Consider the following 26,395-nt stretch of genomic DNA (forward strand, 5'->3'; position numbering starts at 1 on the left):
GCGCATCTAATCGGTCGTGCGCGAAATGATCCTGGTGTAAAAATTTCCGAGTTCGACACCCTCTTCACTATCGAAAAAAATCGCAGCGCGACGGGCAATTTCCTCCAGGGTTTCGGGAGTCTTCAGATATTGCTCCCACTGACTCTTGTGCATGTGCGCCGCCATCTGCGATGCGCCGGCGGGAATCGTGTCCTTGAACAGGAGCTCAAGAAACGACGCTGCAACATCATGTGAAACCGGTTGCTTCATTTGCAGGGCATCGATGAAAAGTTGTACCTGCCGATTATGTTGGGTATGCAGGATGTGTGAAGCTTCGCCGTTGGATAGGTGGGTGACGATATCGAGCGGATAACCTAAATCTTCAGGGCGGGCAGCACCGGGATCGGTGGGACCTGATGAGGTGTGCAGCATATTCATTTGGCGCTCCATGAACGAGAGGAAGTGCGAATTGGACAAGCGGCGGCAAAAATAGTTTGCAGGGAAATTGGCATGCATGGGCATGTTGCATATATGCAGCGATCGATGGCGATGCCATGCGGCAAGTTAAAGAGCGGCTTGCAGACGGGGTATCTGTGAGCGATGGCCTCCGGCAACAACGACTACGATGTTTTTCCTGTTGGTCTCAATAAAAAAAGCGCGCTCGTTTTGCGGAGCGCGCTTTTTTATTTTCAACTTGATCAAGCCGACAGTTTTTTCTTCAGTAATTCTGTAAGTTGCGCCGGATTGGCTTTGCCTTTGCTGGCCTTCATTGCCTGCCCCATCAGGGCATTGATGGCCTGCTCCTTGCCGGCACGGAATTCTTCGACAGATTTCGCATTGGCGGCGAGCACCTCGTCGACAATCTTCTCCAGGGCGCCACTGTCGGAAATCTGCTTCAAGCCTTTCGACTCGATCAATTCATCGGCGATGGTCGGGCTATCCGATTTGGCTTCCCACATCGCACCGAATACTTCCTTGGCAATCTTGTTGGAAATGGTGCCGTCGGCGATGCGGTGCAAGAGCACGGCCAGTTGCGCGGCGGATACCGGTGCTGCGTCGAGTTCTATGCCGTCGCGATTGACTGCCGAGGCGACATCGCCCATCAGCAGGTTGGCGGCCGGCTTGGCTTGTTCGTGACCGGCGATGGAGCAGATCAGTTCAAAATAATTCGCCATGGCCTTCGATTGCGTCAGTACCGCCGCATCGTAATCGGACAAGCCGTATTCCTGGGTAAAGCGTTCGCGCATGGCGCCCGGCAGTTCCGGCATCTCGGCTTGCACGCGCGCGATCCATTCTGCGCTGACGACCAGCGGCGGCAAATCCGGATCGGGAAAATAGCGATAGTCGTGCGCATTTTCCTTGCTGCGCATTTCGCGGGTTTCTTTTTTGTCCGGATCGTACAGGCGCGTGGCTTGCACGACGCGGCCGCCGTCTTCGATCAATTCAATCTGGCGGCGCACTTCGTAATTGATGGCGTCTTCCATGAAGCGGAACGAATTCAGGTTCTTGATTTCGCAACGTGTGCCGTATTCCTTTTGTCCGACCGGGCGCACCGATACGTTGGCGTCGCAGCGGAAGGAGCCTTCCTGCATGTTGCCGTCGCAAATGCCGATCCAGGTCACCAGTGTGTGCAAGGCCTTGGCGTAGGCAACCGCTTCGGCGGCGCTGCGCATATCCGGTTCGGTCACGATTTCAAGCAAGGGAGTGCCGGCGCGATTCAGGTCGATGCCGGTCATGCCGTGGTAATCCTCGTGCAGCGATTTGCCGGCGTCTTCTTCGAGGTGTGCGCGCGTCAGTTGCACCGAGCGGATTTCCGTTTTGCCGTCGACTTCCATCGCGAACGATACGCGGCCGCCTTGCACGATCGGCAAATCCATCTGGCTGATCTGATAACCCTTGGGCAGATCGGGGTAAAAGTAATTTTTGCGAGCAAACACCGAGTACGGCGCGATCGTGGCGCCGATTGCCAGGCCGAACTGGATCGCGCGTTCGACTGCGCTGCGATTCATCACCGGCAAGGCGCCCGGCAATGCGAGATCTACCGGCGATGTTTGCGTGTTTGGCGCGGCGCCAAACCGGGTCGGTGAGCCGCTGAAAATTTTTGTCTTGGTCGTCAACTGCGTGTGCGTTTCCAGACCGATTACGACTTCCCACTGCATGATGTTTCCTTACTCGCTTGTTAGCGTATGTGACTGCGTATTTTTGTTTTGCGGTGATCGCTGATCTTTACTCTGCCGGCTGACGCAGATGCCAGTCGGTCGCCTGCTGGTACTGATGCGCGACGTTCAGCAGCTTGGCTTCGGCAAAATAATTGCCGATGATTTGCAGCCCGACCGGGCGCTTTGCATTCTTTTCACCCTGGCCGAAACCGCATGGAATCGACATGCCGGGCAAGCCGGCGAGGCTGGTCGACAGCGTGAAAATATCGGCCAGATAATTGGCGACCGGATCGTCCGCCTTGTCGCCCAGATCCCACGCTACGGTTGGCGCAACCGGCCCCATGATGACGTCGCATAGCGTGAACGCCTGCTGGAAATCCTGCGCGATCAGGCGACGGATTTTTTGCGCCTGCAGATAGTAGGCATCGTAATAACCGTGAGACAGCACATAGGCGCCGACCAGGATGCGGCGTTTGACTTCTTCACCGAATCCTTCGGCGCGCGTCTTGCAATACATGTCGGACAAATCCGTGTAGTCCTTGGCGCGGAAGCCGTAACGCACGCCGTCGAAGCGGCTCAGGTTGGATGAGGCTTCGGCCGGTGCGATGACGTAATAGGTAGGGATGGACAGCTCGGTTTTCGGCAATGAAATATCGACCAGCGTGACGCCGAGTTTTTCATATTCGCTGAGTGCCGCGCGCACTGCCTGCTCGACATCGGCGGACAAGCCGGCACCGAAATATTCGCGCGGGATGCCGATTTTCAAGCCTTGCAGGGGCGCATTCAAATCGCGGGTGAAATCTTCCTTGGCGCGTTCGACGCTGGTGGAATCGCGTTCATCGAAACTGACCATCGCATTGAGCAACAGGCCGCAATCTTCGGCGGTTTTTGCAATCGGGCCACCCTGATCCAGCGACGAGGCAAAGGCGATCATGCCGTAACGTGAGACGCGGCCGTAGGTCGGCTTGATGCCGGTAACGCCGCACAGGGCGGCCGGCTGGCGGATCGAGCCGCCGGTATCGGTTGCGGTCGATGCCGGCGTCAGGCGCGCGGCAATCGCCGCTGCCGAGCCGCCGGATGAGCCGCCCGGAATTGCAGTCTTGTCCCACGGATTTTTCACGGCGCCGAAGTAGGAGTTTTCATTTGACGAACCCATCGCGAATTCATCGCAATTCAGTTTGCCCAGCGTCACCATGCCGGCTTGATTGAAGTTTTCCACTACGGTGGCGTCGAAAGGGCTGACGTAGTTTTCCAGCATCTTCGAGCCGGCGGTCGAGCGCCAGTCGCGCGTGACGAAAATATCCTTGTGCGCAATCGGGATGCCAGTCAGCACGCCGGCATTGCCGCTGGCGATGCGTTGATCGGCGGCGGCGGCCTGCTGCAGCGTCAGGGCTTCATCCACGTGCAGGAAGGCATTCAGATCGCTGGCGCCCATGCGCTTCAGGAATAACTGCGCCAGTTCGGTGGCGGAGATTTTTTTTGCCTGCAGCAAGGCGGATAATTCTTTGATGGTTTTGGTATGCATGATCGATATCGGTATTCGGTTGCGGAACCTGACGAGGTTCCGGGTGCGCGGGGCTGTAAAAAGCGCGCGGCGGCTTATTCGATGACTTTGGGCACCAGATACAAGCCGTCTTGCGTTGCCGGAGCAACTTGCTGGTAATCGTCGCGGCGATTCGGCTCGCTTACGACGTCGTCGCGCAGGCGCAGCGACAGGTCCGGCAGCAAGGCGGCAATCGGGTGGTTCAGCGGTTCGACGCCAGTGGTATCGACGGCGCTCAATTGTTCGACCAGTGCAAAGATGCCATTTAATTTATCCAGCGTCTGTGCGGATTGCGCATCGGTCAGGTCGATTTGCGCGAGCATGGATAAACGTTTGACATCGGAAAGTGCTAGGGACATGGTGGGATCGCGGCCGGGCCGCTGTTCAGTGTTAAAAGGAATCGGGGATGCAAAAGTCTTCTAGTAGCGGCAAAAGCTTTGCAAAATGAACCCTTCCGCTTACATTTTTGCCATTTTAGACGACTAAATTAATGTAAATTATAAGGTAGAATATCGGGTTATTACCTTGCTGGCGCCGATATTGGGCTGCCGCCGGTAATTATTCTGGATTATTTACCCAGTTGCTCACGCCTTTACTCTCTTAATTTACTTTATTAAGCGCACCAATTTTGCGCACTGGAACAATTCATGTTTGGATTTCTACGCAGTTATTTTTCAAATGATCTGGCAATCGATCTGGGCACCGCAAATACCCTGATTTACGTCCGCAGTCTGGGCATCGTGCTGGATGAGCCATCGGTGGTAGCGATCCGCCAGCAAGGCGGTCCGAACGGCAAGAAAACCATCATGGCCGTCGGTAAGGAAGCCAAGCAGATGCTGGGCAAAGTGCCGGGCAACATCGAGGCGATCCGCCCGATGAAAGACGGTGTGATTGCCGACTTTACCGTGACCGAGCAAATGCTCAAGCAGTTCATCCGCATGGTGCACGATACCAAACTCTTCAGACCTTCCCCTCGCATCATTATCTGTGTTCCTTGTGGCTCGACCCAGGTGGAGCGTCGCGCGATTCGCGAATCCGCTCTGGGTGCAGGTGCTGCGCAGGTGTATCTGATTGAGGAGCCTATGGCTGCTGCTATCGGCGCCGGCTTGCCGGTGTCGGATGCAACCGGCTCGATGGTGGTCGATATCGGCGGCGGTACGACAGAAGTCGGCATCATCTCGCTGGGCGGTATGGTCTACAAGGGCTCGATCCGCGTCGGCGGCGATCGCTTCGACGAAGCCATCGTCAACTACATTCGCCGCAACTACGGCATGCTGATCGGTGAACAAACTGCCGAAGCCATCAAGAAGGAAATTGGTTCTGCCTTCCCGGGTTCCGAAGTGCGCGAGATGGAAGTCAAGGGCCGTAATCTGTCCGAAGGCATTCCACGTTCCTTCACAATTTCCAGTAATGAAATTCTGGAAGCACTGACCGAACCATTGAACGGTATCGTTTCCGCCGTGAAAAACGCGCTGGAACAGACGCCGCCGGAACTGGGCGCTGATATCGCTGAAAAAGGCATGATGCTGACAGGCGGCGGCGCCTTGCTGCGCGATCTGGATCGCCTGTTGATGGAAGAAACCGGCTTGCCGGTGATTGTCGCAGAAGATCCGCTGACTTGCGTGGTGCGCGGTTCGGGCATGGCGCTGGAGCGCATGGATAAACTGGGTTCGATTTTCTCTTACGAATAATCGATCAGCAACCGCCCACTCTTCTATCGGCTGACATGAACAGTGTCATGAAAGCACACCACATCGAAACACAAGCTGCCGCTGCCGGACTTCATGTTCCGGCAGCCCGTCTTGCTGCGACGATCTTCGGCAGGTTCGCCACCAAGTATTAAATGGAATACAGCCCACCACCACTCTTCAAACAAGGTGCGTCGGCACGTGCAAAGATGGTGTTCTTCGCCTTGATCGCCCTGATTCTGCTGGGCGTCGATTCGCACATGCGTTCGCTTGCCATGGTGCGCCAGGTCGTCTCGACTGCACTGTATCCGCTGCAGGTTGTGGCGCTGGCGCCGCGCGACGCCTTGTATTACGTCGGCGATTACTTCAGTTCTCTTTCAGATATCAAGTCGGAAAACGAAAAGCTCAAATTGCAGCAAACGGTCAATGCGCGCACCTTGCAGCAAGGGCAGCAACTGCTGGCTGAAAACATGCAGCTGCGCCGCTTGCTCGGTACCGCCGAACGCCTGCCGGTGAAATCAGTGCTGGGTGAGATCTTGTACGATACGCGCGATGCATTTACGCGCAAGATCGTGCTGGATCGCGGAATCCAGCATGGTGTCGCGCTCGGGCAGCCGGTGATCGATCATATCGGCGTGGTCGGGCAGGTGACGCGGGTGTTCCCGTTCACCTCTGAAGTGACTTTGCTGACCGACAAGAATCAGGCGATACCGGTACAGGTCGTGCGCAATGGTTTGCGCAGCGTCGCCTATGGTCGCGGACAATCCAATGTGCTGGATTTGCGTTTCATGCCGACCAATGCCGATATTCAAAAAGGCGACATCCTTGTGACTTCCGGCATAGACGGCGTTTATCCGGCTGGCCTGGCCGTGGCCACCGTCTCGCAGGTGGAAAATAAATCGGTCGATTCGTTTGCCCGCATCGTGTGTCAGCCAACTGCCGGGATAGATCGCAATCGGCAATTATTGATTCTGTTGACGGAAAACAAGCTGGCATCGCGTCCGGCTGACGATGCGAAAGAAAAAAACTCGAGGGCGGCGGGTATTCTGCGCCATGCCGCCAACAGGACCAATGGCACTTCCGGCAAGGGCATTGTGGAAGCCGCGCCTGCCGCCCCGACCTCACAACCGGCCACATCGTCGCGATGAATCATCAGCCACATTACATTCTTTTACCGGCCAGCCCGCTGTTCATTGCGGTCAGCCTGATTGCCGCCTTTCTGCTGAACCTGCTGCCGTGGGGGCAATGGATAGGCATTCCCGATTTTGTTGCGCTGATTCTGGTGTTCTGGAGCATGCATCAACCGCGCCGGGTCGGCATCGGCGTCGCCTTTTTCATGGGCTTGCTGATGGATGTGCACGATGCAGCGGTGCTGGGCGAAAACGCGTTGGCCTATACCCTCCTGTCCTATTTCGCCATCATGATTCATCGCCGCGTATTGTGGTTCCCGCTCGGAACGCAAGCCTTGCACGTGTTCGTGCTGCTACTGGTGGCGCAACTGGTGGCGCTGATCGTGCGCCTGATGGTGGGTGGCAGATTTCCCGGCTGGCTGTATTTCACCGAGAGTGCGGTAGCCGCCCTGCTATGGCCGCTCGTAACCTGGATCCTGCTCGCGCCGCAACGCCGGGCGATCAATCGCGACGATACGCGACCGCTTTGATTGCCGCCCATGAACAGCCGGTATTGATGCCGAATGACTGAATTAAAAAATACCGAACGCGAATTACAGCTCTTTCGCCTGCGCCTGTCCGTGGCGGGTGGGCTTGTTTTCATTTTGTTTGCATGCCTGTTCGCGCGCTTTATATGGCTGCAGGTCTATAAACATAACGATTACGTTGCACAGGCAGAAGACAACCGGATTTCGATCGTCCCGGTGGTGCCCAATCGCGGCCTGATATTAGATCGTAATGGCGTGGTGCTGGCACGTAATTACTCTGCCTACACGCTGGAAATCACGGCATCGAAAATCAACGGCGACCTTGAAACGCTGATCGATGAATTGGCGACCCTGGTCGATATCCAGCCGAAAGATCGCAAGCGCTTCAAGAAGCTGCAGGAAGAATCGCGCAATCTGGCCAGTTCGCCGATACGAGTGCGGCTGACGGATGAGGAAGTGGCGCGCTTCTCTGCGCAGCGTTATCGTTTTCCCGGCGTGGAAATTCAGGCGCGTCTGTTCCGCCAGTATCCGCTTGGCGCGGTGGCATCGCATGTGATTGGCTACATCGGGCGTATCAATACGCGCGAGGCGAAAGAAATTGACGAGAGCGATGACGCCACCAACTATCGCGGCTCCGAGCATATCGGCAAGGAAGGGCTGGAGAAAAACTACGAGGACAGGTTGCACGGCAGAACCGGCTACGAAGAAGTGGAAGTATCGGCCGGCGGACGCCCGATCCGCACGCTGTCGCGTACTGCGGCGACACCCGGCGACAATCTGATTCTGTCGATCGATATCGAGTTGCAAAAAGTGGTGGAGCAGGCGTTCGGCGATAGACGCGGCGCGCTGATTGCGATTGAACCGTCGACCGGCGATGTACTGGCCTATGTCTCCATGCCTACCTTCGATCCGAATCTGTTTGTTGAAGGTATCGATCAGCAAAACTGGGATGCATTGAATAATTCGCCCGACCATCCGCTATTGAATCGTCCTCTGTCCGGTGCCTATCCGCCGGGTTCGACTTACAAGCCCTTCATGGCGCTGGCAGCACTGGAGCTGGGCAAGCGCAAAGCCTCGGATGCGATTGCCGACCCCGGATTCTTCTGGTTTGGCAATCACAAGTTCCGCGACGACAAAGAAGGCGGACATGGCATGGTCGACATGTACAAATCGATCGTGCAGTCGTGCGACACCTATTACTACATGCTGGCCAACGATCTTGGCGTCGATGCGATTCACGATTTCATGAAGCCGTTCGGCTTCGGCCAGAAAACCGGCATCGATCTCAGGTTCGAGCGCACCGGCGTGTTGCCATCCACGGCATGGAAGGCCGCTGCGTATAAAAAGCCGGAGCAAAAGAGGTGGTATGCAGGGGAAACCATTTCCATCGGCATCGGCCAGGGCTACAACACATTCACGCCCTTGCAATTGGCGCATGCTACTGCAACGCTGGCCAATAATGGTGTGGTGATGAAGCCGCATCTGGTCAGAGAAATCGAGAATGGCGTGACGCGTCAGCGGACATTGACGGTGCCGAAAGAAAGTTACCGGATACCGTTGAAACAGGAAAACATCGACATCATCAAGCACGCAATGGTCGGCGTGAACAAGGAAGGTACCGGTGCGCGCGTGTTTTCCAAGGCAGAATATGTTTCTGGCGGCAAGACAGGTACCTCGCAAGTGATTGCCATCAAAAAAGGTGAAAAGTACGATGCGAGCAAAATTTCGGATCGACATCACGATCATGCCTTGTACACGGCATTTGCACCGGCCGATAAGCCGCGCATAGCACTCGCACTCATCGTTGAGAACGGCGGCTTCGGCGGAGCTGCTGCTGCGCCGATTGCCAAGGCGGCAATGGATTTTTACTTGCTGGGCAAGCGGCCGGAATCCAAGGCGCCAGTCAAGGCCGCAGTGATTCCCGCAGATGAACTCACAGATTAAATCCATGACGACATGCATACGGCATTCAATCACCTTCCTGCTGATGCAATCTGCGGCATTGCAGACAGGCAGCAAGCATTGCGGGAGCGCAGATGAATAAGCGTTCGCCATGGCAGATCCTGCAGCCTTACGTTCAGGTATTCGACGGTCCGTTGATGTTGATAGTCTGTCTGATTCTGGCGCTTGGCACCGTGACGCTTTATTCCGCCGGTATCGATTTCCCCGGTCGCGTGGAAGACCATGTACGCAACATCATGATCGCCTTTCTGGTGATGTGGATTGCGGCGATGATTCCGCCGCAGACGCTGATGCGTTTTGCGGTGCCTCTGTATATCCTTGGCATCAGTCTGCTGATCGGTGTGGCAATGTTCGGCTTGATTCGCAATGGCGCCAGGCGCTGGATCAATGTCGGCATGATCATACAACCGTCCGAGATCATGAAAATCGCGATGCCGATGATGCTGGCGTGGTTTTTCCAGAAGCGGGAAGGCATGACGCGCTGGCGTGAATTTCTGGTCGCGGGCCTGCTGCTGGTTGTGCCGGTCGGTCTGATCATGCGTCAGCCGGATCTGGGCACCTCGCTGCTGGTCATGGCGGCCGGTTTTTATGTCATCTTCTTTGCCGGCCTGTCATGGAAAGTCATCGTGGCTGCCGTGACGGTCATGCTGGCCAGTCTGCCTATCGTCTGGTCGATGATGCATGACTATCAAAGAGGGCGCGTACTGACCCTGATCGATCCCACTACCGATCCGCTCGGCAAGGGGTTTCACATCATTCAATCGACGATCGCGATCGGCTCCGGCGGCATCACCGGCAAGGGCTGGCTGAACGGCACGCAGGCGCATCTGGAATTCATTCCCGAACGTACGACCGATTTCATCTTTGCCGTTTTTTCGGAAGAGTTCGGCCTGATCGGCAACGGCATCCTGTTGACTCTGTATCTGTTCCTGATCGGGCGCAGCATGATCATCGCAGCCAATGCGCCAACACTGTTCAGCCGTTTGCTGGCAGGTGCGATCACGATGATTTTCTTCACCTATGCATTCGTCAACATGGGAATGGTCAGTGGTATTCTGCCGGTGGTTGGCGTGCCGTTGCCTTTTGTCAGTTACGGCGGCACCGCATTCGTCACGCTTGGTCTCGGCGTCGGCATTTTGATGAGCATACAGCGGCACAGGAAACTGATGCAGAGCTGATGCCTGCCTTTCATTGGTTGCCGCCGGTTTACGCGGCGCTGCAACCTTCATCAGGAGCAAGCAATGCAATTTAATTTCACTCATAAAACTGGCCTTCTGACCTTGCTGTGCGCGCTGGCGCTGGCTGGCTGCAGCAGCGTGCCGCTGGATTCGGCGTCGACAGGTAAAGCCGCCGGCAAATCGAAGGCCGGTGCGCATCCGGTGCTGCCACCTGCGGGTTCGGGGCGCGGCGGTTATTACAAGGATGACGGCCCGGGCGATGTCACGCCGGAAGGTTTGCTGGATACGCCGGATGCAGAGCCGCGCATAGAACCTTATTCAACGCGCGGCAATAAACCGTATGTTGTCTTCGGCAAGCGCTATGTGCCGATGACCGATGAGCGGCCGTTCAAGCAGCAGGGGCGAGGTAGCTGGTACGGCAAGAAATTCCATGGTCAGAAAACTTCGTCCGGCGAGCCGTACGATATGTACCAAATGTCCGCCGCGCATCCGACGCTGCCGATTCCATCGTATGCACGCGTAACCAATCTGAGCAATGGCAAGCAGGTGATCGTGCGCGTCAATGATCGCGGCCCCTTTCATTCGAGTCGTGTGATCGATCTGTCGTACACGGCGGCTCTGAAACTGGGTTATATCGGGCATGGCAGTGCGAGTCTGGAAGTCGAGCGTCTGCTGCCGGCAGATATAGAACAAATTCTTGCAAACAAGGGCAGCGCATCCTCGCCTGCAGTGGCGGCCGAAGCAGTATCGGCACCGGCGGTAGAAACCAATGCGTTGGCAGCGCCGGTCATGCCGGCTGCGGTGGCAATCGAGGGGAATGCAGGCAAAACTTCTGCTGTACCGGCCAGCGGCTTTTATCTGCAGTTCGGCGCGTATTCGCAAGCGGCCAATGCAGAAGTGGTGCGTGCCCGCCTGGCGCAGAATGCGGGCCATCTGTTGCCGCAGTTGAGGGTTGAACCATCGAATAATTTGTACCGGCTGTACAGCGGCCCGTTTGCCAGCCGGAACGAAGCGGCTGCTGCGGCGGTACAGGTGCAGGAGCCAGTTGCCAAGCCGTTTATTGTGCAGCGTTAAGGCTCTGTACTGTCCGCTTCACTCTTCAGCTGCAAGGCACGATCGTACAAGGCATTTTTTTTCTGGCCGGTGATGTGTGCTGCCAGCGTGGCAGCCTGTTTCACTGAACATTCCTGCAGCAGGATTTTCAGAATGCGCTCGGTTTCCAGTTGATCCTGATCGCCAGCGACGGGTGCGCCTTCCAGCAACACGACAAACTCGCCTTTTTGCCGATGCACATCGGCTTCAATCCATGCACTGGCTTCGGCCAGCGTGCAACGATGGATTTCTTCAAACAGCTTCGTCAATTCGCGTGCAAACACGATATGTCGCGTCGGCTCGAACGCGGCGACCAGTGCTGTCACGGTTTCATGAATACGGTGCGGCGCTTCATAAAACACCATCGTCGCGGCCACGCTTTTCAAACCGAATAAAAAAGTCTCGCGCTGTTTTGCCTTGGCCGGCAAAAAACCGACGAAATAGAATTGGTCGTTGAGCAAGCCGCTGGCCGACAATGCCGCGACTGCTGCCGATGCGCCCGGCAAGGGCACAACGCGCAAGCCGGCGTTACGTACCGCGTCGACGATGCGTGCGCCGGGGTCGGACACAGCCGGCGTGCCGGCATCGGATACCAGCGCAATCCGCTCACCGGCCTGCAGGCGGCTGATCAGTTTTTCCGCGACTTCGCGCTCATTGTGCTGATGGGCTGCAATCAGATTTTTCGACAGGCCGTAACGCGTCAAAAGATGGCCTGTATTTCTCGTATCTTCGCAAGCGATTGCATCGACTATCGATAAAGTGTGCAAAGCGCGCAACGATATATCGCCTGCATTCCCGATCGGTGTAGCCACCACATATAATGTCGCCGAAGGATAAGTCTGCTGTGCAATATCATCCTGTAATACCTTATGCAAGGTGTCTTGCATAAGCGGCAAGATCGTGGATGTGCTGTCGGTTGGTTCAGTCATTGGGAGAATCGGATGTTGGGAAATTTAGCGAGAATGTTGGTGCTGGCAATGGCCATCAGCGGATTGTGCTCGCCTGTACTGGCAAATACAACTGCTGTTATCGGCGGTGCTGTCAGCGCTGCCAGCAGTCTACTCGGCATTCAGGCCCAGCGCTCGACGCTCGATCAGTTGCAACTCGCACAAAGCGATCTGGCCCTGCCGCATCCCAGCGACGATCTGAGCGAAGGCCCGGTCATTGAAGCGGTCGAAATGCCGGTTGTGACGGTGCGTACGCCGCCGGTACGGATCGCGTTGCTGCTGCCGCGTCGCTCCGAATCGCTGGCGCAGGTATCGGATGCGGTGCGCGCCGGTTTCATGGCGGCATATCAGTATGAGCCGGCCAACATAGTCGTCAACCTGGTGGAAACCGGCGATGCGGCACAAGACGTGCTGTCCGGTTATCTGGAGGCCAGCATGCGCAACGATATTGTCGTCGGGCCGCTGACGCGCAGCGGCGCCACGGCGATTGCGCAAAACGGCAACATCACTAAACCGACGATTGCCCTGACCCAGCTGAATGCCGCCGACGAGGTGGAAATGCGGGTGCCGGCTAACATGCTGGTGATGGGTCTGTCGATCGAGGATGAAGCGCGCCAGATTGCGCATTGGGTCGGTACGGGCAAGGCAAAGAGCAAGGCATTCGCGATTTCAACCAATGCATCGTGGCAGCGCCGGGCGGTGAAGGCATTTGCTGGCGAATGGAGTCATCTCGGCATGGTGCCCGAAGCGATGGAGCTGAGCATGACAGGCAGTTTCATTAATGCCGCTGCGCTGGTGCAACTGAAAAAACGCATACAGGCGGAAAAACCGGCCCTGATTTTTGTCGCTCTCGATGCTGCGCAGACCATACAGCTGCGGCTTGCCATCGGCAGCGAAGTCCCCATGATAGGCACTTCGCAATTGAACCCGCTGGCGCTGGCCGATTGGGCGAACAGCGAACGTCTGCGAGATCTGGAGGGCGTGCGCCTGCTCGATATGCCGTGGCAGCTGCAAGCCGATCATGCGGCTGTGATGGCCTATCCGCATCTGGCGAAGAATAGCGAGCAGCGCATCAGTCCGGATATTGAACGTTTGTATGCGCTGGGCATCGATGCGTATCGGGTTGCGCACAATATCGCGATCAAAAAAAATGAATTCAATCTGGATGGCGTGACAGGCAAGCTGGCCATTCGCTTCGGCCAGGGCGCATCGCATTTTGAGCGTGTCTTGCAACCGGCGATTTATCGCGACGGCATGGTGCAGCCGCTGGATCTGCCGTAAGCGCCATCAGCACCCTCCCTTGCTGATGCGCCTGCCCACCTTCCTCAAGCGCCCCCGCACTGCCAGGCAGATAGTCGGACAAATGGGCGAAGACGAGGCTTTGCGTTATTTGCAGCAACAGGGCCTGGCGCTGATCGAACGCAATTTTCGCTGCAAGGGCGGTGAAATCGATCTGGTGATGCAGGATGGCGATATGCTGGTGTTTGTTGAAGTACGCAAGCGTGCCGACAAACATCACGGCGGCGCCGCTGCCAGCGTCACGCCGGCCAAACAAAAACGCCTGATCGTCGCCGCGCATATTTTTCTGCAGCGTTACAAGATGCCACCCGCCTGCCGCTTCGACGTGATGGCGATTGATGCGACAGAAATGAGCTGGCTGAAAAACGCCATCGAGTCCTGAACCTTCTTTTGAACCTTACTCCGCGCGATTCATCGCGATGGACTGCTCTATAATCACGACACCATGATCAATCAACGCATAATCAGCCACTTCCATGAAAGTGCCGAGCTGAAAATCCAGGCTGCCTCGCTGCTGGCACGCCCAATCGAGCAGGCAGTGGAACTAATGTTCAGCGCCCTGTCTAACGGGAACAAGATTCTGGCGTGTGGCAATGGCGGCTCTGCTGCCGACTGCCAGCATTTTTCGGCGCAGCTGGTTGGGCGTTTTGAAAGAGAGCGCCTGCCGCTGCCAGTGATGGCGCTGACTACCGACACTTCCATCCTGACTGCGATAGGCAACGATTACAGCTACCAGGAAATTTTCAGCAAACAGGTGCAAGCCTTCGGGCAATCCGGCGATGTTTTGCTGGCCTTGTCGACATCCGGCAATTCAGCCAATGTCATTGCCGCCATTGAAGCTGCACTGGAGCGCGACATGCGTGTCGTCGTGATGACCGGCAAAGGCGGTGGCGCGATGGCCAAGCTGATTACCGACGCAGATGTGCATATCTGTGTCCCGCACGACCGTACGGTACGGATACAGGAAATACATTTATTAACGATACATTGTTTGTGCGACGGCATTGACGTCGCATTATTTGGAGGAGATGAAAATGATTGATTTGAACCGTTGTTTGAATGCCGTGCGACGTCCGCTTGCGCTGGCTCTGGTTTGCGGCGCCACACTGGTAAGCCTGCAGGGTTGCGTCGGCCTGATGGTGGGCGGTGCCGTGGTCGGCACGCTGGCTGCTACCGACAGACGTACGCTGGGTGCGCAGACGGAAGACAAGACGATCATGGTGAAAGGCGAAACGCGTATTCCCAATGTGGTAGGTGAAAGCGCTCACGTCAATGTGACGAGTTTCAATCGCAAGGTATTGCTGACCGGCGAAGTGCCGAATGAAGCAGCCAAGGCTGCTGCCGAGCGGGAAGCGGCGGCAATAGAAGGCGTGCAGTCGGTGGTCAATGAGCTGGCCATCGCCGGCGCATCCAGCTTTACCTCGCGTTCCGGCGATACCCTGATCACCGGCAAGGTGAAGGCATCGTTTGTCGATGAAAAAAATCTGTCGGCCAATTCGATCAAGGTTGTCACCGAACGTGGCGTGGTTTACCTGATGGGCCGCGTGACGCAGAACGAAGGCAATCTGGCAGCCGAAATTGCACGTGGCGTCAGTGGCGTGGCCAAGGTCGTCAAGGTGTTTGAATACATCACCGACGAGGAATATCGTATGTTGAGTACAACACCGGATACCCCGCAGACAAAATAGTTTTTAAATAATAATTGCCGGCTGACAACCGGCTGTTTTGGAATGCTATATTGGCCGCGCGACAGTTTGTCGCGCGGCTTTTTCATTGGGAGCAACCATGACAGCAGTGCTGATTTTATTGGCAATCATCGCGATCCTTGTGTTCTGGGGCGTGGGTGTGTACAACCGCATCGTCGCCTTGCGCAACTACTTCAAGAACGCCTTTTCCCAAATCGACGTGCAGCTCAAACGTCGTTACGATCTGATACCGAATCTGGTCGAAACCGCCAAAGCCTATATGGCGCACGAACGCGAAACCCTGGAAGCAGTGATAGGGGCGCGCAATCAGGCTGTCAACGCCAACAAAAAGGCGGCCGGCGATCCGGCTGATGCTGCCGCATTCCGGCAAATGATCGCTGCCGATGGTGTGCTGAATGCATCGCTGGGCAAACTGTTCGCGCTATCCGAAGCCTACCCCGATCTGAAAGCCAATCAAACCATGATGCAGTTGAGCGAAGAGCTCACCAGCACCGAGAACCGGATCGCTTTTGCGCGGCAGGGATATAACGACAGCGTGATGTCGTACAACACGACCATCGAACAATTTCCCGGTTCGCTGATCGCCAACAGCTGCGGTTTCAAAAAAGCCGAGCTACTGGAGTCAACGGAAACACCGGAAGAGCGCAAGGCCATCAAAGTAACGTTCTGATTGCGGCGATGCCAGTCACTATTCCGCACGTTCCGGCGCGCATGCGTGAAGCACACACATGCGCGCATCGTCCTTCCACATGAATTTCTTTGAACAGCAGGATCACGCGCGACGCCAGAGCCGGACGCTGGTGATTCTGTTCGCGCTGGCGGTGCTGGCGATCGTCCTCGCGGTTAACCTCGCGCTGGCCCTGCTCTTCATCTGGGCGCAGGGCCAGCCTTTGAGCGGCCCCCATTCCTATCCGAAAGGATTTTTCGCTACCAATACTCTGGTTACTCTCGGTTTGATAGCCGGCGGTACCCTGATCGAAATGTTCAATCTGCGCGACGGCGGCGATGCGGTGGCGCGCATGGCGGGCGGCACGGTCGTGGCGCCGAATACGGAGGATGCGCGTGAACGCCGTTTGCTCAATGTGGTGGAAGAAATGGCGCTGGCATCCGGTATTGCCTGCCCCAGAGTGTATGTGCTGGCGCGTGAAACGTCGATCAATGCGTTCGCTGCCGGTTATAACGCGAACGAAGCAGTGATCGCGGTGACGCATGGTGCGCTTACGCGTCTGACGCGCGATGAACTGCAAGGCGTGATCGGCCATGAATTCAGCCACATCCTGAATGGCGACATGCGCCTGAATGTGCGCCTGATCGGTGTGCTGTTCGGGATACAGATGATTGCCGGCTTCGGCCGGCATTTGATGAGCTTCGGTTGGCAGACAGTGGATGCCGGCGAACGCAATGGCAAAGGTACGCCACTGCATATAGCCGTGTGGGTCGTCGGCGGCATACTGTTTATGATTGGTTATATCGGGATTTTTTGCGGACGGATCATCAAATCGGCGCTGTCGCGGCAGCGTGAATTTCTGGCCGATGCCAGTGCGATTCAATTCACCCGCAACCCGGATGGTTTGGGCAATGCCTTGCGCAAGATAGGTGGACTCACGCGCCGTGGCGGCGCCGATGCGCAGATCCGGCATCCGAACGCGGAGCAGTTATCGCATTTGTTTTTGAATGCGGTGCGGCCCGGCTTGCTGGCAGGATGGCTGGCGACCCACCCTCCTTTGCGCGAACGGCTGCGGCGTATTTACGGCCGCGATGTCGCGCTGCTGGATGTGCCGGAAGCGACGGACGCAAGCACAGCATTTTCTGTCGCTCCGGAACGTTTGCCGGATCTTCCGTATGTCGCGGCGGGCCTTGCTGCCGGCGAACTGGACATGCAGGCAGCCAGTGCGGCGATTGCGCAAACGGCGGCGCATGCTTATGGGCATGGTGCACCGAAAGGAGCCCGGCTGGCGCCAGAAATAGACCAGGCGGTGCGCGATCCGCATGCGGCGACGGCGCTCGTGTATGCCTTGTTGCTGTTGCGCTCTACCGCAGCAAACGATAGGTCCGCCGTGCTGTCGGCCCATCTGCAGGCTCAGTTGCCGGCGCAGGCAGAGCAAGTCACCGCGCTGCTGCTTGTGTTAGCGCAGCTGCCGGGTCATGCACGTTTGCCTTTGCTGGATCTGGTCATGCCGGCCTTGCGCCAGCTCACGCTTTCTGAGCGTGCATCGCTGTTGGCGAATGTCACTCGCCTTATCGCTGCCGACCAGCGCATCAGTCTGGATGAGTTTGTTTTGCAAACCGTGCTCACGCGCCGTCTCGACAGGCATGCCGGCCGTGTCGTGCCGGTCAGGTTCCAGTCGCTGCCGGAACTGCAGCTTGAATGCGCGGTGCTGTTTTCACTGACGGCGCATGTGATGGCGCCCTTGTTGCATCAGCCGGCAGTCGCTCTGTTCATGCAGGCGGCGATTGCATGTCCGCAGTTGAGCCTGTCGGAACGGGATTTGCTCGCTGCGCATGGTCTGGATTTCGGCATCGTCAAAACCGCGCTTGATCGCAGCAATCAGCTGACGCCGCTGGCCAAGCCGGCCCTGATCAAGGCACTGCTGGCGATGGTCGGGGAGCATGCAGCAATCCCGCTGCTTGCCGCCGATCTGTTGCGTGCGATGTGCGCGGCGCTGGATGCGCCGATGCCACCGCGCGTTGCCGAGGTATATGCGGCATCCGGCTGGCCGGATGCTTGATGTCTGCAGCGCAAGCGTTTCCCACGTGATCCGCCTGACCTGACTATAATGGGCGCAGCGATACAGATATAAAACACAGAAGCAACATCCCGGATTGTCGATTATGCAAACATCAGTTCCTGCAACTCAAAAACGCAACTGGCTCAAGATAGTGATCTTGCTCATTATCGTGGCGCTGGCTGTGGTCGGTTATCTTTCGATATCGAAGAAGGAAGCGATTCCGGATGTAACCTTCGTCAATCTGCAGGGACAGAAAATCACCTCGCAGGATTTGCGCGGCAAAGTGGTGATGATCAATTTCTGGGCAACTTCCTGCACGACATGCGTGAAGGAAATGCCGGAAATGGTAGAGACTTTTAATAAATACAATGCGCAAGGGCTGGAGTTCATCGCGGTCGCGATGGCTTACGATCCGCCTAACTATGTGTTGAATTTTGTCGAAACGCGCAAGTTGCCGTTTACCGTGGCGCTCGATACGCAAGGCGAGCTGGCAAAATCGTTTGGCAATATCCAGCTGACGCCAACCACGCTGGTAATAGACAAGAATGGTCACGTCATCAAGAAGTATGTCGGCGAACCTGATTTCGCCGCCCTGCACCAGTTGCTGGAAAAAGCGCTGGCAGTCTGATTCTGGCGCTACCGTTTTAAATTATGCGCGGGATTTCTTCCCGCCGCTGACGCGTTCGATCTGCGCTAGATCGCGCCAGCTTTGCACTTCTCCAAAACCATTTTCCTCAAGCAAGCTGCGCACAGCGGCAGCCTGATCGTAGCCATGTTCCATCAAGAGCCAGCCATCGTCGGATAGATGGTCTGCTGCATGCGCGCTGATGATACGCAAGGCAGACAAGCCGTCGGCATGATCGCTCAGCGCGTCTATCGGCTCGAAGCGCAAATCGCCTTCCGATAAATGCCGGTCGCCGGCGACGATGTAGGGTGGATTGGATACGATCAGATCGAATTGCCGTTCACCCAATGCAGTGAACCAGTCGCTGCGCAAACACTCCACGCTGGCATTGTGCCGGCTCGCATTGGCGGATGCCACTGCCAGTGCGGCTTCGCTGACATCGAGCGCCGTTAGGATTGCATCAGGTCGGGTATGCGCAATGGCGATGGCAATGGCGCCCGAACCGGTACCCATATCCAGCACGCGGCCCTGTGGCGGCAAGCGCTGCAAGGCCAGCTCGACCAGCAATTCGGTATCCGGCCGCGGAATCAGTACGGCTGGGCTGACTTGAAACGACAAACCGTAGAATTCGCGTTCGCCGAGCAGGTAGGCAATCGGTTCGCCGGCCATGCGGCGTGCAAACAGCGTTGCAAGTTGCTGCGCTTCAGCGGCATTCAGCACGCGTTCGGCGTTGGTAATCAACTGTACGCGCGACAACTGCGTGACGTGACCGATCAGCATGCGCGCTTCGAGTTGCTCTACCGGTGCGCGGCGCATGATGGCTGCGATCGTGTCGCCGGCAAGGATGGACGTCATGGTTGTGATGGCCGTGCAAGGAATCGCATCAAGACTTTTTCCGGAATGCCGTATGCAGCAGGAAGAGCGCGATGACGATAAACCAGACCAGCGACCATTGTGGTATCGACAGGCCCATGATGGGCGCATACGCAGTGGAGCACAAACCGTCGGCCTGGAACAGGAAGGGCAACAGCTTCGCGGTCGGAATCGTGTTCAGCGAAGTTTCCAGCGGATCGATACCGCAGGATACGGTCGGATGCGCCTTGATGTAGATATGCCAGCCGGCGACACCGGCGCCTGCCAGCGATGTCAGCGCAGCCAGTGCCGCGCCGATTCTGGCGGTGGCTTCCGTGCGGAAGGCCGTGACCAGGCAAATCAATGCGATAGCGGCGAAGGCGTAACGCTGGATCACGCACAGCGGGCAAGGCAGCATGTTTTCCGCATGCTGAAGATAGAGCGCCACTGCCAGCAGCAGCAGGGATATAAAGGCGACTGCGAACAAAACGGGTCTGGAATTTTTCATCGTACTATCCTGGAAAAACAATGCACGGTATGAGTGGAAGTCATGAAAATAGTTGCATCAGATGGCATCGCCCAGTGCGGCCAGCAAATCGGCCTGGTGTTCCGCCGCCAGCGCATTGGTCAGCTCGGTCAGATCGCCATCCATGATGAAATCGAGCTTGTACAAAGTCAGGTTGATACGGTGATCGGTCATGCGGCCTTGCGGGAAATTATACGTGCGTATGCGTTCACTGCGGTCGCCCGAGCCGATCAGTGATTTGCGCGTTGCGGCTTCCTGCGATTGCTGCTCGCGCAATTGCACATCCTTGATGCGCGCGGCCAGGACTTTCAATGCCGAGGCCTTGTTCTTGTGCTGGCTGCGATCGTCCTGGCATTCGACCACGATGCCGGTCGGAATGTGCGTGATGCGCACCGCCGAATCGGTTTTGTTGATGTGCTGGCCGCCAGCGCCGGAGGCGCGATAGGTATCGATGCGCAAATCCGCCGGGTTGATGTTGACGTCTTCCACTTCGTCCGCTTCAGGCATCACGGCGACGGTGCAGGCGGAGGTGTGGATGCGACCTTGTGTTTCGGTTGCCGGCACGCGCTGCACGCGGTGGCCGCCGGATTCGAATTTCAATTTTGAATACGCACCGTTGCCGACTATGCGTACGATCACTTCCTTGTAGCCGCCGACTTCCGAGGCGGACTCCGACACCATTTCGATCTGCCAGCGATTGCGTTCGGCGAAGCGTGTGTACATGCGCAGCAGATCGCCGGCAAACAATGCCGACTCGTCGCCGCCGGTGCCGGCGCGGATTTCCAGGAAAATATTCCGCTCGTCGTTGGGATCTTTCGGCAGCAGCATTTTTTGCAGATCGATTTCGAGCTGTTCCATGCGTGCCTTAGCTGCAGCCATTTCTTCCTGTGCAAATTCCTTCATGTCCGGATCGGACAACATGCCCTGCGCATCCTTAATGTCGTTGTCAGCCTGCGTGTAATTGCCGTACAGCGCGACCAGCGGGCCGAGTTCGGCATGCTCGCGCGTCATCTTGCGATAGTTGTCCATATTGGACGTGGCGTCTTCCTGCATCAGCAGCACATTCAATTCGGCCAGCCGTTCGGTCAATTGATCGAGCTTGGCGAGCATGGAAGGTTTCATCATGATTTTTCAGTCTGGTATGCGGAGGGTGTTCGGGCAGTGTTCGCGTGTCGGGTGAAACGGACGGCAAACAATAATTTTGCAAATGAGTCTGCAGCAGCGTGCAGAAAGCGGAGACAGCGTCGCTAGCGTTTGGTACGGAACAGTTGCGGCAGCAGAGCCGCAAGGCGTGCGCGTTCGTCGCCCTGGGCATTGTTCAAGGCCTGTTGCGGGCCATGCAGGAATTTTGCGGTCAAGCCTTTCGACAAGGCTTCCAGTACGGCGTCTATGTCTTCGCCTTTGGCTAGCAGTTTGCGCGCGCGTTCCAGCTCTATCATGCGCATGGTTTCGCTGGATTCGCGCAAGTCCTGGATGACCGGCACCACGGCGCGTGCATCGATCCAGTGCATGAACGATTGCACGCGTGTTTCGATGATGGCTTCCGCTTGCGTGACTGCGGCCTGGCGGTTTTCCATGCCGGTTTGTACAAAGGTGCCAAGATCGTCGACGGTATAGAGAAACACATCATCCAGGCGGCCAATCTCCGCTTCGATATCGCGCGGCACGGCCAGATCGACCATGAACATCGGTTTGTGACGGCGTGCCTTGATGGCGCGCTCGACCATGCCGAGCCCGATGATGGGCAGGGATGAAGCGGTCGATGAAATAACGATGTCGTAGCTGGCCAGCTGATCCGGCAAATCGGCTAGGCGTATGGCGCGGCCGTTGAAGCGATGCGCCAGCGTTTCGCCGCGTTCCAGTGTGCGGTTGGCGATGGTCAGCGATTTCGGATTCTGGGCGGCGAAGTGCGTCGCGCATAGTTCGATCATTTCGCCAGCGCCGATGAACAGTACGTTCTGTTCCGCGATGGTATCGAAGATGCGTTGCGACAAACGCACCGAAGCGGCGGCCATCGACACGCTGTGCGCACCGATTTCAGTATTGCTGCGCACTTCCTTGGCGACGGCAAACGTACGCTGGAACATTTGATGCAGATAGGTGCCGAGTCCGCCGGCCGCTTCCGCCCGCCTTACCGCATCTTTCATCTGCCCCAGAATCTGCGGCTCTCCCAGCACCATCGAATCGAGGCCGGAGGCGACGCGGAATGCATGGCGTACTGCATTGTCTTGCGGCAGCGCGTACAGATAAGGGCGCAATTCCGCATACGGCAGCTTGTGATAATCGGCGAGGAAATGCGCGGTGAGATCGATCGCTTCGTTGACACCGCCCGGCTGGTGGCTGGCAGCGTACAGTTCGGTGCGATTGCAGGTCGAGAGAATTGCGGCTTCGTCGGAATATGTCTTGCTGTCGCTGCGGCCGTACCACGCGCGCGCGGACGCCACCGCCTGACCGAGCTGGTCAGCGGGAAAGGCTACCTTTTCGCGCAGAGAAACCGGCGCGGTAGTGTGATTGAGGCCGACGGCGAGCAGTTGCATTTGTGGCACGAATATCCGTAGTGGGCTCTGCGTATTATAGCCTGTTGCACTATGACACAAGGGCATTGCCGTAAGACAGTATTACGGCAATGAATCGACGTGGCAGAGCGGCAGGGTCAGCGAAAAGGTCGTGCCTTTGCCTGCCGTACTGCTAAAGCGGATTTCGCCGTGGTGGCGTTCGATGACGGTCTTCACAAATACCAGCCCCAGTCCGACGCCGTCATGACGTGGCTGGTTGGGTAAATCAACACGCTGGAAACGCTGGAACAGCTTGCCCTGATCGGCTTCGGCTATGCCGTAACCATGATCGCGGATGTTGCACACGACATGGCTCTGATCGTCCAGCTGCTGCCCCCAGGCCGAGCACTGAATGTTGGTGTGATCCGGGCTGTAATTGATGGCATTGGAAATCAGGTTGGTCAAGGCGCGGGTCATCAATACGCGATCCACATTGACCGGATATTCGCCTTCTGCAATATCCACCTGCAGATCGATGTGCCGGCTTTTTGCCAGTGACCACATTTCATCTGCGGCATCGAACAGCATGTCCTGGAAGTCGACTTCTTCCAGACGGTATTCCTGCGATTCTGCGCGCGCCAGTTGCACAAAATTATCCGCCAGGCCGAGTGTCTTGCGGCAGGCTTTTTCGATGCGCATAAAGAGTTCCTGCTGTGACAGGGCGGAAGAGCTTTCCTGCTGCAATTCCAGCAGTGCCAGAATGGAGGCTTGCGGTGCGCGCATGTCATGCGACAGAAAACGCAAGGTTTCATCGCGACTGCGCTCGGCGGCGCGTATCGTGGAAATATCCAGAATGCTGACGATCCAGCCGGTCAGCAGATTGTCGGCCGAATAGCAGGGTGCGCTCTTGACCAGCAGGTCGCGGCCTTTGTGATCCTGTACAGAGATGCCGTTGCTTAGTGCTGCCGCACGCTCAAGATCAAGCAGTTGCGGCCAGTTGAAAGACAGATTGGCGGCTTGATCGACCGGCTGCGGCATCTTCAGTTGTTGCAGCAGCTCGATGACGGAAAGCCCGCACACTGCATCGTAGCCGATGCCCCAGTAATAGTTGTTTGCATGCTTGTTGGCGAGCAGGATGCGGCCATCGATGGTCGTGACGAGCGTCGCATCGGGCAAATTATCCAGATTGTCGGACACGAACTGGCGCAGATCGCGTACGCGCCGCGCTGCATTTTCCATGGCCGAAATACGTTGCTCCAGGACGTCGGTCATTTCCATGCTGGGCACCGCAGTCTGTTGCTCCGGCAGCAAATGCGGTTCCTTGTTGAGGCGGTCGAACTCCTGTCCCAGATAAGCGATGGCCACTTCCAGCCGACGCCAGCTCCATAGCGGATACGAGATGGTGATGGCGATGAGGGCGATCGATGGCGGCAGCCATATACCCATGTAACACAAGCCGATATAGCTGGCGGCAACGGTGATCAACAGCCAGGTGAGTGCCGCAAACAGGGCGCGGCGTGGCGACAGCAGCAGGTAACCCAGCATGGCCATGAACACCGGCATCACGGTAAACAGCATGGATTCCCAGGCGCTTGCGAGGCGTATACGCTCACCGTTCAGCAGACTGCTCAGTATCTGTGCGTGAATTTCAACGCCAGGCATCGCGCCCGTAGACCCTGAAACAGGCGTGGGATAGGAATCCGACATCCCCAGTGCGGTGGCGCCTATCAGCACGTACTTGTCGGTGAAGAATTCATCCGGAACTTCGCCGCGCAAGACCGACACATAAGGCACTGATCGCACATGGCCGGTGCTGCCGGTAAACGGAATGTGCATTTGATCGGCGCGTTGCCAATTGTCGATGCCGGAAAGTGGTGGAGCTTCCTTGTCTGGAGCCGGCATGCGGGCAGCTTGTGCCGGATTGCCGGTCGCCAGCAATGCAGCGGAAAATTGCGGCCACCATACGCCATACTGCCCTTCGCGTAAAAAGACGCTGCGTACCACGCCATCGCTGTCATACGCCAGATTGATATGGCCGAGCGCATGCGCTGCACTTGCCAGTTCGGGTGTCGGCAGGCTGACAGTCAGGCCGCGACCGGCATTGGTCATCGTGACCGGCAAAACAGTACGACCGCTTTGCCTCAATGCGGCAGCCAGTTGCTGGTCGCCGGAGGAGATGGCGCCCGGCTGATGTGGTTCGGCTTCGGACATGATGACATCGAAGCCAATGGCGCGCGGCTTGGCCCGGTTCAGTCGCTGGATCAGTTCTGCATGTGTTGCGCGCGACCAGGAAGGCCAGCGGCCGAGTTCGGACAGACTGTAATCGTCGATTGCGACGATGATGATGTCTTCGTTTGCCGCTGCGCTTTTGGTGGATAAAAACAGATCGTAGCGCGCCTGATCCAGTCGTCCGAGGCCGTTTTGCCAGCCGAGAATGGCGGTGATAGTCAGCAGGATGATGGACAGCACCAGCCATTCGCGTAGTGCAAGACGTCGCCCAAGTGGGGAGAGCCAGCGTTTTTTCATCAAGTGCTTGAGCTGTTTATCGGGTAGCGCTACGCGAAACTTCTTTCGGATGAAGCGGATGTCCATCGTTGATGATCCACTGATCCGTCACAATCAATGTCTGCACGAAAGAAAAAGGATTGGTGCTGCCATCTGCGTTGACGCTTTGCACGCGGGCAAAGTAAGTGCCGAACGAGGGACGAGGCAGGCGGATTTCATTGCCGGCAACGCTATTGGTAAACAAGAGCCAGCCGAATTCAGGGTCGCGTGCCACCTGAACATTGTATTTCTGGTCGGTAGAGCCGGGCCAGCGTAGCGCCAGTTCCTTCGGGCCGCCATTGATGACGGATGGTGCTGCCTGAACCGGTGGTGCTTCACTGCGATTGCGGATGTTGGCGGCAAGTGTGCGCGGCATACCTTCCAGACCGGATTTATCGATAGCGGCAACGCGGATGAAATACTCGCCTTCCTGAATATTGCTAATAGCGACCTCGCTACCGTTACTGCTGCCTTCTGCCAGCAGGTGCAGCATCTCGGCATCCTGTGCAATTTGTACGTGATAGGCGCGCGCGCCGGCGATCGGTGTGAGGACAAATTTTGCAGTGCTTCCCTGTCTGTACGGCGTACCGGAAAATTGCGGCGGCGGCAGCAAATCAATCGCCGGTCCGATGGTTTCGCGGGTGATCAGATTGCCTTTGGCAGCAGGCAGCATCAGTGCTTCCGGCGTGCGTAGCGAGCCGACTGCTACCTGCCCGTCCAGTACCTCGGTCGTGACTTTCTGATCGTTCAGGCTGACGCGGAAATGCGTGCCGCGTACGCCGGCCACCGACAGTGGCGTGCGCACTTCAAAGAGTCCTTTATTGATATTCAGTGGCGACACGCGCGAGACGATGCGGCCGCGCAAGAGTTTGAGTTCGGTGCGCGGGCTGCCGGTGTACAGGGCTTTGCGTAATTTTGCCACCAGCACGCTGCTGTTGGATGGCAGGGAAATGCGTGATTTGTCGGCCAGAGACAAGGTCAGAAAGCTGTTGATGCCGGTGCTGATTTTCATGCCTTCGGTGATTTTGCTGTCGATGTCCAGCGAAACCGAAGCGCCATCTGCAGATGTGGCGGTGATGACGCCGTTACGGGCTATCACAGTTGCTTCGCTTGCTTCATCGGCCAGCAGTTCGGACGGAATGAAGATGGCGCTGCCAACCGGAATGTTGCTGTCTTTATTGATCTGATTGATTTTGCCTAGCGTAACCCAGTTGGCATTCCTGGTTGTCAGCTTTTGCGCGATCGTCATCAGCGTGTCACCCGCCTGCGCATAATAGGTGATGCCGGACGTTTGAACGGTAATGTTGCCGGGTGTTTGTGTGGAGGCAAATGAACCGGCGGCAGTCAGACTGCTCAGCGTCAGGACTGCAACCAGAATCAATTTGTGAAGGGAAATGCGCATGTTCTCTCTCCG

Annotated in this window: 24 protein-coding genes; 13 read left to right on the forward strand and 11 right to left on the reverse strand. The window is 56.9% G+C overall.

What is annotated here, in order from left to right:
• Window positions 1–6: 6 nt before the first annotated feature.
• The 4 genes from ACIQW9_RS13295 to gatC form a co-directional block, all read right to left on the reverse strand.
• A complete protein-coding gene (locus tag ACIQW9_RS13295; protein ID WP_402337693.1) occupies window positions 7–495 on the reverse strand; it encodes a hypothetical protein in 489 nt (162 codons plus the stop codon).
• A gap of 182 nt (window positions 496–677) precedes the next feature.
• The gene (gene gatB, locus ACIQW9_RS13300; RefSeq protein ID WP_402337695.1) at window positions 678–2,138 is read right to left on the reverse strand and encodes an Asp-tRNA(Asn)/Glu-tRNA(Gln) amidotransferase subunit GatB; all 1,461 of its coding nucleotides are present in this window, start codon (window positions 2,136–2,138) and stop codon (window positions 678–680) included.
• 67 nt (window positions 2,139–2,205) lie between these two features.
• Window positions 2,206–3,663 carry an Asp-tRNA(Asn)/Glu-tRNA(Gln) amidotransferase subunit GatA gene (gene gatA, locus ACIQW9_RS13305; RefSeq protein ID WP_402337698.1) on the reverse strand — a complete coding sequence of 486 codons (1,458 nt, stop codon included), beginning with the start codon at window positions 3,661–3,663 and terminating at the stop codon, window positions 2,206–2,208.
• 74 nt (window positions 3,664–3,737) lie between these two features.
• The gene (gene gatC / locus ACIQW9_RS13310; RefSeq protein WP_011869751.1) at window positions 3,738–4,040 is read right to left on the reverse strand and encodes an Asp-tRNA(Asn)/Glu-tRNA(Gln) amidotransferase subunit GatC; all 303 of its coding nucleotides are present in this window, start codon (window positions 4,038–4,040) and stop codon (window positions 3,738–3,740) included.
• 288 nt (window positions 4,041–4,328) lie between these two features.
• On the opposite strand from gatC, the gene ACIQW9_RS13315 reads away from it, so the two are divergent.
• The 6 genes from ACIQW9_RS13315 (at window position 4,329) to ACIQW9_RS13340 (ending at window position 11,240) form a co-directional block, all read left to right on the forward strand.
• Window positions 4,329–5,372, forward strand: a complete 1,044-nt coding sequence (locus tag ACIQW9_RS13315) for a rod shape-determining protein (protein WP_011869752.1) — start codon at window positions 4,329–4,331, stop codon at window positions 5,370–5,372.
• 152 nt (window positions 5,373–5,524) lie between these two features.
• Entirely contained in the window at window positions 5,525–6,517 is a 993-nt protein-coding gene (gene mreC, locus ACIQW9_RS13320; protein WP_402337702.1) for a rod shape-determining protein MreC, read from the forward strand.
• Entirely contained in the window at window positions 6,514–7,029 is a 516-nt protein-coding gene (gene mreD / locus ACIQW9_RS13325) for a rod shape-determining protein MreD (RefSeq protein WP_402337706.1), read from the forward strand. Before mreC ends, mreD begins: the two co-directional genes overlap by 4 nt.
• Before the next feature lie 33 nt (window positions 7,030–7,062).
• Window positions 7,063–8,970: a penicillin-binding protein 2 gene (gene mrdA, locus ACIQW9_RS13330; RefSeq protein WP_402337709.1), complete on the forward strand. Its 1,908-nt coding sequence runs from the start codon at window positions 7,063–7,065 to the stop codon at window positions 8,968–8,970.
• Window positions 8,971–9,062: 92 nt separating this feature from the next.
• On the forward strand, window positions 9,063–10,166 hold the full coding sequence (gene rodA / locus ACIQW9_RS13335; protein ID WP_402337711.1) for a rod shape-determining protein RodA: 1,104 nt from the start codon (window positions 9,063–9,065) through the stop codon (window positions 10,164–10,166).
• A gap of 63 nt (window positions 10,167–10,229) precedes the next feature.
• Window positions 10,230–11,240, forward strand: a complete 1,011-nt coding sequence (locus tag ACIQW9_RS13340) for a septal ring lytic transglycosylase RlpA family protein (RefSeq protein WP_402337715.1) — start codon at window positions 10,230–10,232, stop codon at window positions 11,238–11,240.
• Here ACIQW9_RS13340 and rsmI read toward each other — a convergent pair.
• On the reverse strand, window positions 11,237–12,187 hold the full coding sequence (gene rsmI / locus ACIQW9_RS13345; protein ID WP_402337718.1) for a 16S rRNA (cytidine(1402)-2'-O)-methyltransferase: 951 nt from the start codon (window positions 12,185–12,187) through the stop codon (window positions 11,237–11,239). The genes ACIQW9_RS13340 and rsmI overlap by 4 nt on opposite strands.
• 12 nt (window positions 12,188–12,199) lie before the next feature.
• Here rsmI and ACIQW9_RS13350 point away from each other — a divergent pair, with 12 nt between their 5' ends.
• The 7 genes from ACIQW9_RS13350 to ACIQW9_RS13380 all read left to right on the forward strand — a co-directional run bounded on the left by ACIQW9_RS13350 (window position 12,200) and on the right by ACIQW9_RS13380 (window position 18,567).
• A complete protein-coding gene (locus ACIQW9_RS13350; protein WP_402337721.1) occupies window positions 12,200–13,486 on the forward strand; it encodes a penicillin-binding protein activator in 1,287 nt (428 codons plus the stop codon).
• A 25-nt stretch (window positions 13,487–13,511) separates the two neighbouring features.
• Window positions 13,512–13,886 (forward strand): YraN family protein, encoded by a 375-nt coding sequence (locus ACIQW9_RS13355; protein ID WP_402337724.1) that lies wholly within the window; start codon window positions 13,512–13,514, stop codon window positions 13,884–13,886.
• A 63-nt stretch (window positions 13,887–13,949) separates the two neighbouring features.
• Window positions 13,950–14,546: a phosphoheptose isomerase gene (locus ACIQW9_RS13360; RefSeq protein ID WP_402337727.1), complete on the forward strand. Its 597-nt coding sequence runs from the start codon at window positions 13,950–13,952 to the stop codon at window positions 14,544–14,546.
• Entirely contained in the window at window positions 14,539–15,192 is a 654-nt protein-coding gene (locus ACIQW9_RS13365; RefSeq protein WP_402337730.1) for a BON domain-containing protein, read from the forward strand. Before ACIQW9_RS13360 ends, ACIQW9_RS13365 begins: the two co-directional genes overlap by 8 nt.
• Before the next feature lie 97 nt (window positions 15,193–15,289).
• Complete coding sequence (locus tag ACIQW9_RS13370) at window positions 15,290–15,880, forward strand: LemA family protein (RefSeq protein WP_402337732.1); 591 nt, start codon at window positions 15,290–15,292, stop codon at window positions 15,878–15,880.
• Between the two features lie 58 nt (window positions 15,881–15,938).
• Window positions 15,939–17,939, forward strand: a complete 2,001-nt coding sequence (locus ACIQW9_RS13375) for a M48 family metalloprotease (RefSeq protein WP_402337735.1) — start codon at window positions 15,939–15,941, stop codon at window positions 17,937–17,939.
• Window positions 17,940–18,042: 103 nt separating this feature from the next.
• Complete coding sequence (locus tag ACIQW9_RS13380) at window positions 18,043–18,567, forward strand: TlpA disulfide reductase family protein (protein WP_402337737.1); 525 nt, start codon at window positions 18,043–18,045, stop codon at window positions 18,565–18,567.
• Window positions 18,568–18,588: 21 nt separating this feature from the next.
• Here the strand turns inward: ACIQW9_RS13380 and prmC are convergent, their stop codons facing one another.
• The 6 genes from prmC to ACIQW9_RS13410 all read right to left on the reverse strand — a co-directional run bounded on the left by prmC (window position 18,589) and on the right by ACIQW9_RS13410 (window position 26,383).
• Complete coding sequence (gene prmC / locus ACIQW9_RS13385; protein ID WP_402337740.1) at window positions 18,589–19,419, reverse strand: peptide chain release factor N(5)-glutamine methyltransferase; 831 nt, start codon at window positions 19,417–19,419, stop codon at window positions 18,589–18,591.
• Window positions 19,420–19,447: 28 nt separating this feature from the next.
• Entirely contained in the window at window positions 19,448–19,924 is a 477-nt protein-coding gene (locus tag ACIQW9_RS13390) for a disulfide bond formation protein B (protein ID WP_402337743.1), read from the reverse strand.
• A 57-nt stretch (window positions 19,925–19,981) separates the two neighbouring features.
• The gene (prfA, locus tag ACIQW9_RS13395; RefSeq protein WP_402338042.1) at window positions 19,982–21,064 is read right to left on the reverse strand and encodes a peptide chain release factor 1; all 1,083 of its coding nucleotides are present in this window, start codon (window positions 21,062–21,064) and stop codon (window positions 19,982–19,984) included.
• Between the two features lie 125 nt (window positions 21,065–21,189).
• Window positions 21,190–22,479 (reverse strand): glutamyl-tRNA reductase, encoded by a 1,290-nt coding sequence (hemA, locus tag ACIQW9_RS13400; protein WP_402338044.1) that lies wholly within the window; start codon window positions 22,477–22,479, stop codon window positions 21,190–21,192.
• Window positions 22,480–22,560: 81 nt separating this feature from the next.
• Window positions 22,561–24,963, reverse strand: coding sequence for a CHASE2 domain-containing protein (locus tag ACIQW9_RS13405; RefSeq protein WP_402337745.1), 2,403 nt, complete (start codon window positions 24,961–24,963; stop codon window positions 22,561–22,563).
• Window positions 24,964–24,979: 16 nt separating this feature from the next.
• Complete coding sequence (locus tag ACIQW9_RS13410) at window positions 24,980–26,383, reverse strand: FecR domain-containing protein (protein WP_402337748.1); 1,404 nt, start codon at window positions 26,381–26,383, stop codon at window positions 24,980–24,982.
• Between the last annotated feature and the right edge of the window lie 12 nt (window positions 26,384–26,395).

Origin of the sequence: Herminiimonas sp. NPDC097707 (assembly GCF_044761395.1) — a bacterium.
Lineage (GTDB): Bacteria > Pseudomonadota > Gammaproteobacteria > Burkholderiales > Burkholderiaceae_D > Oxalicibacterium.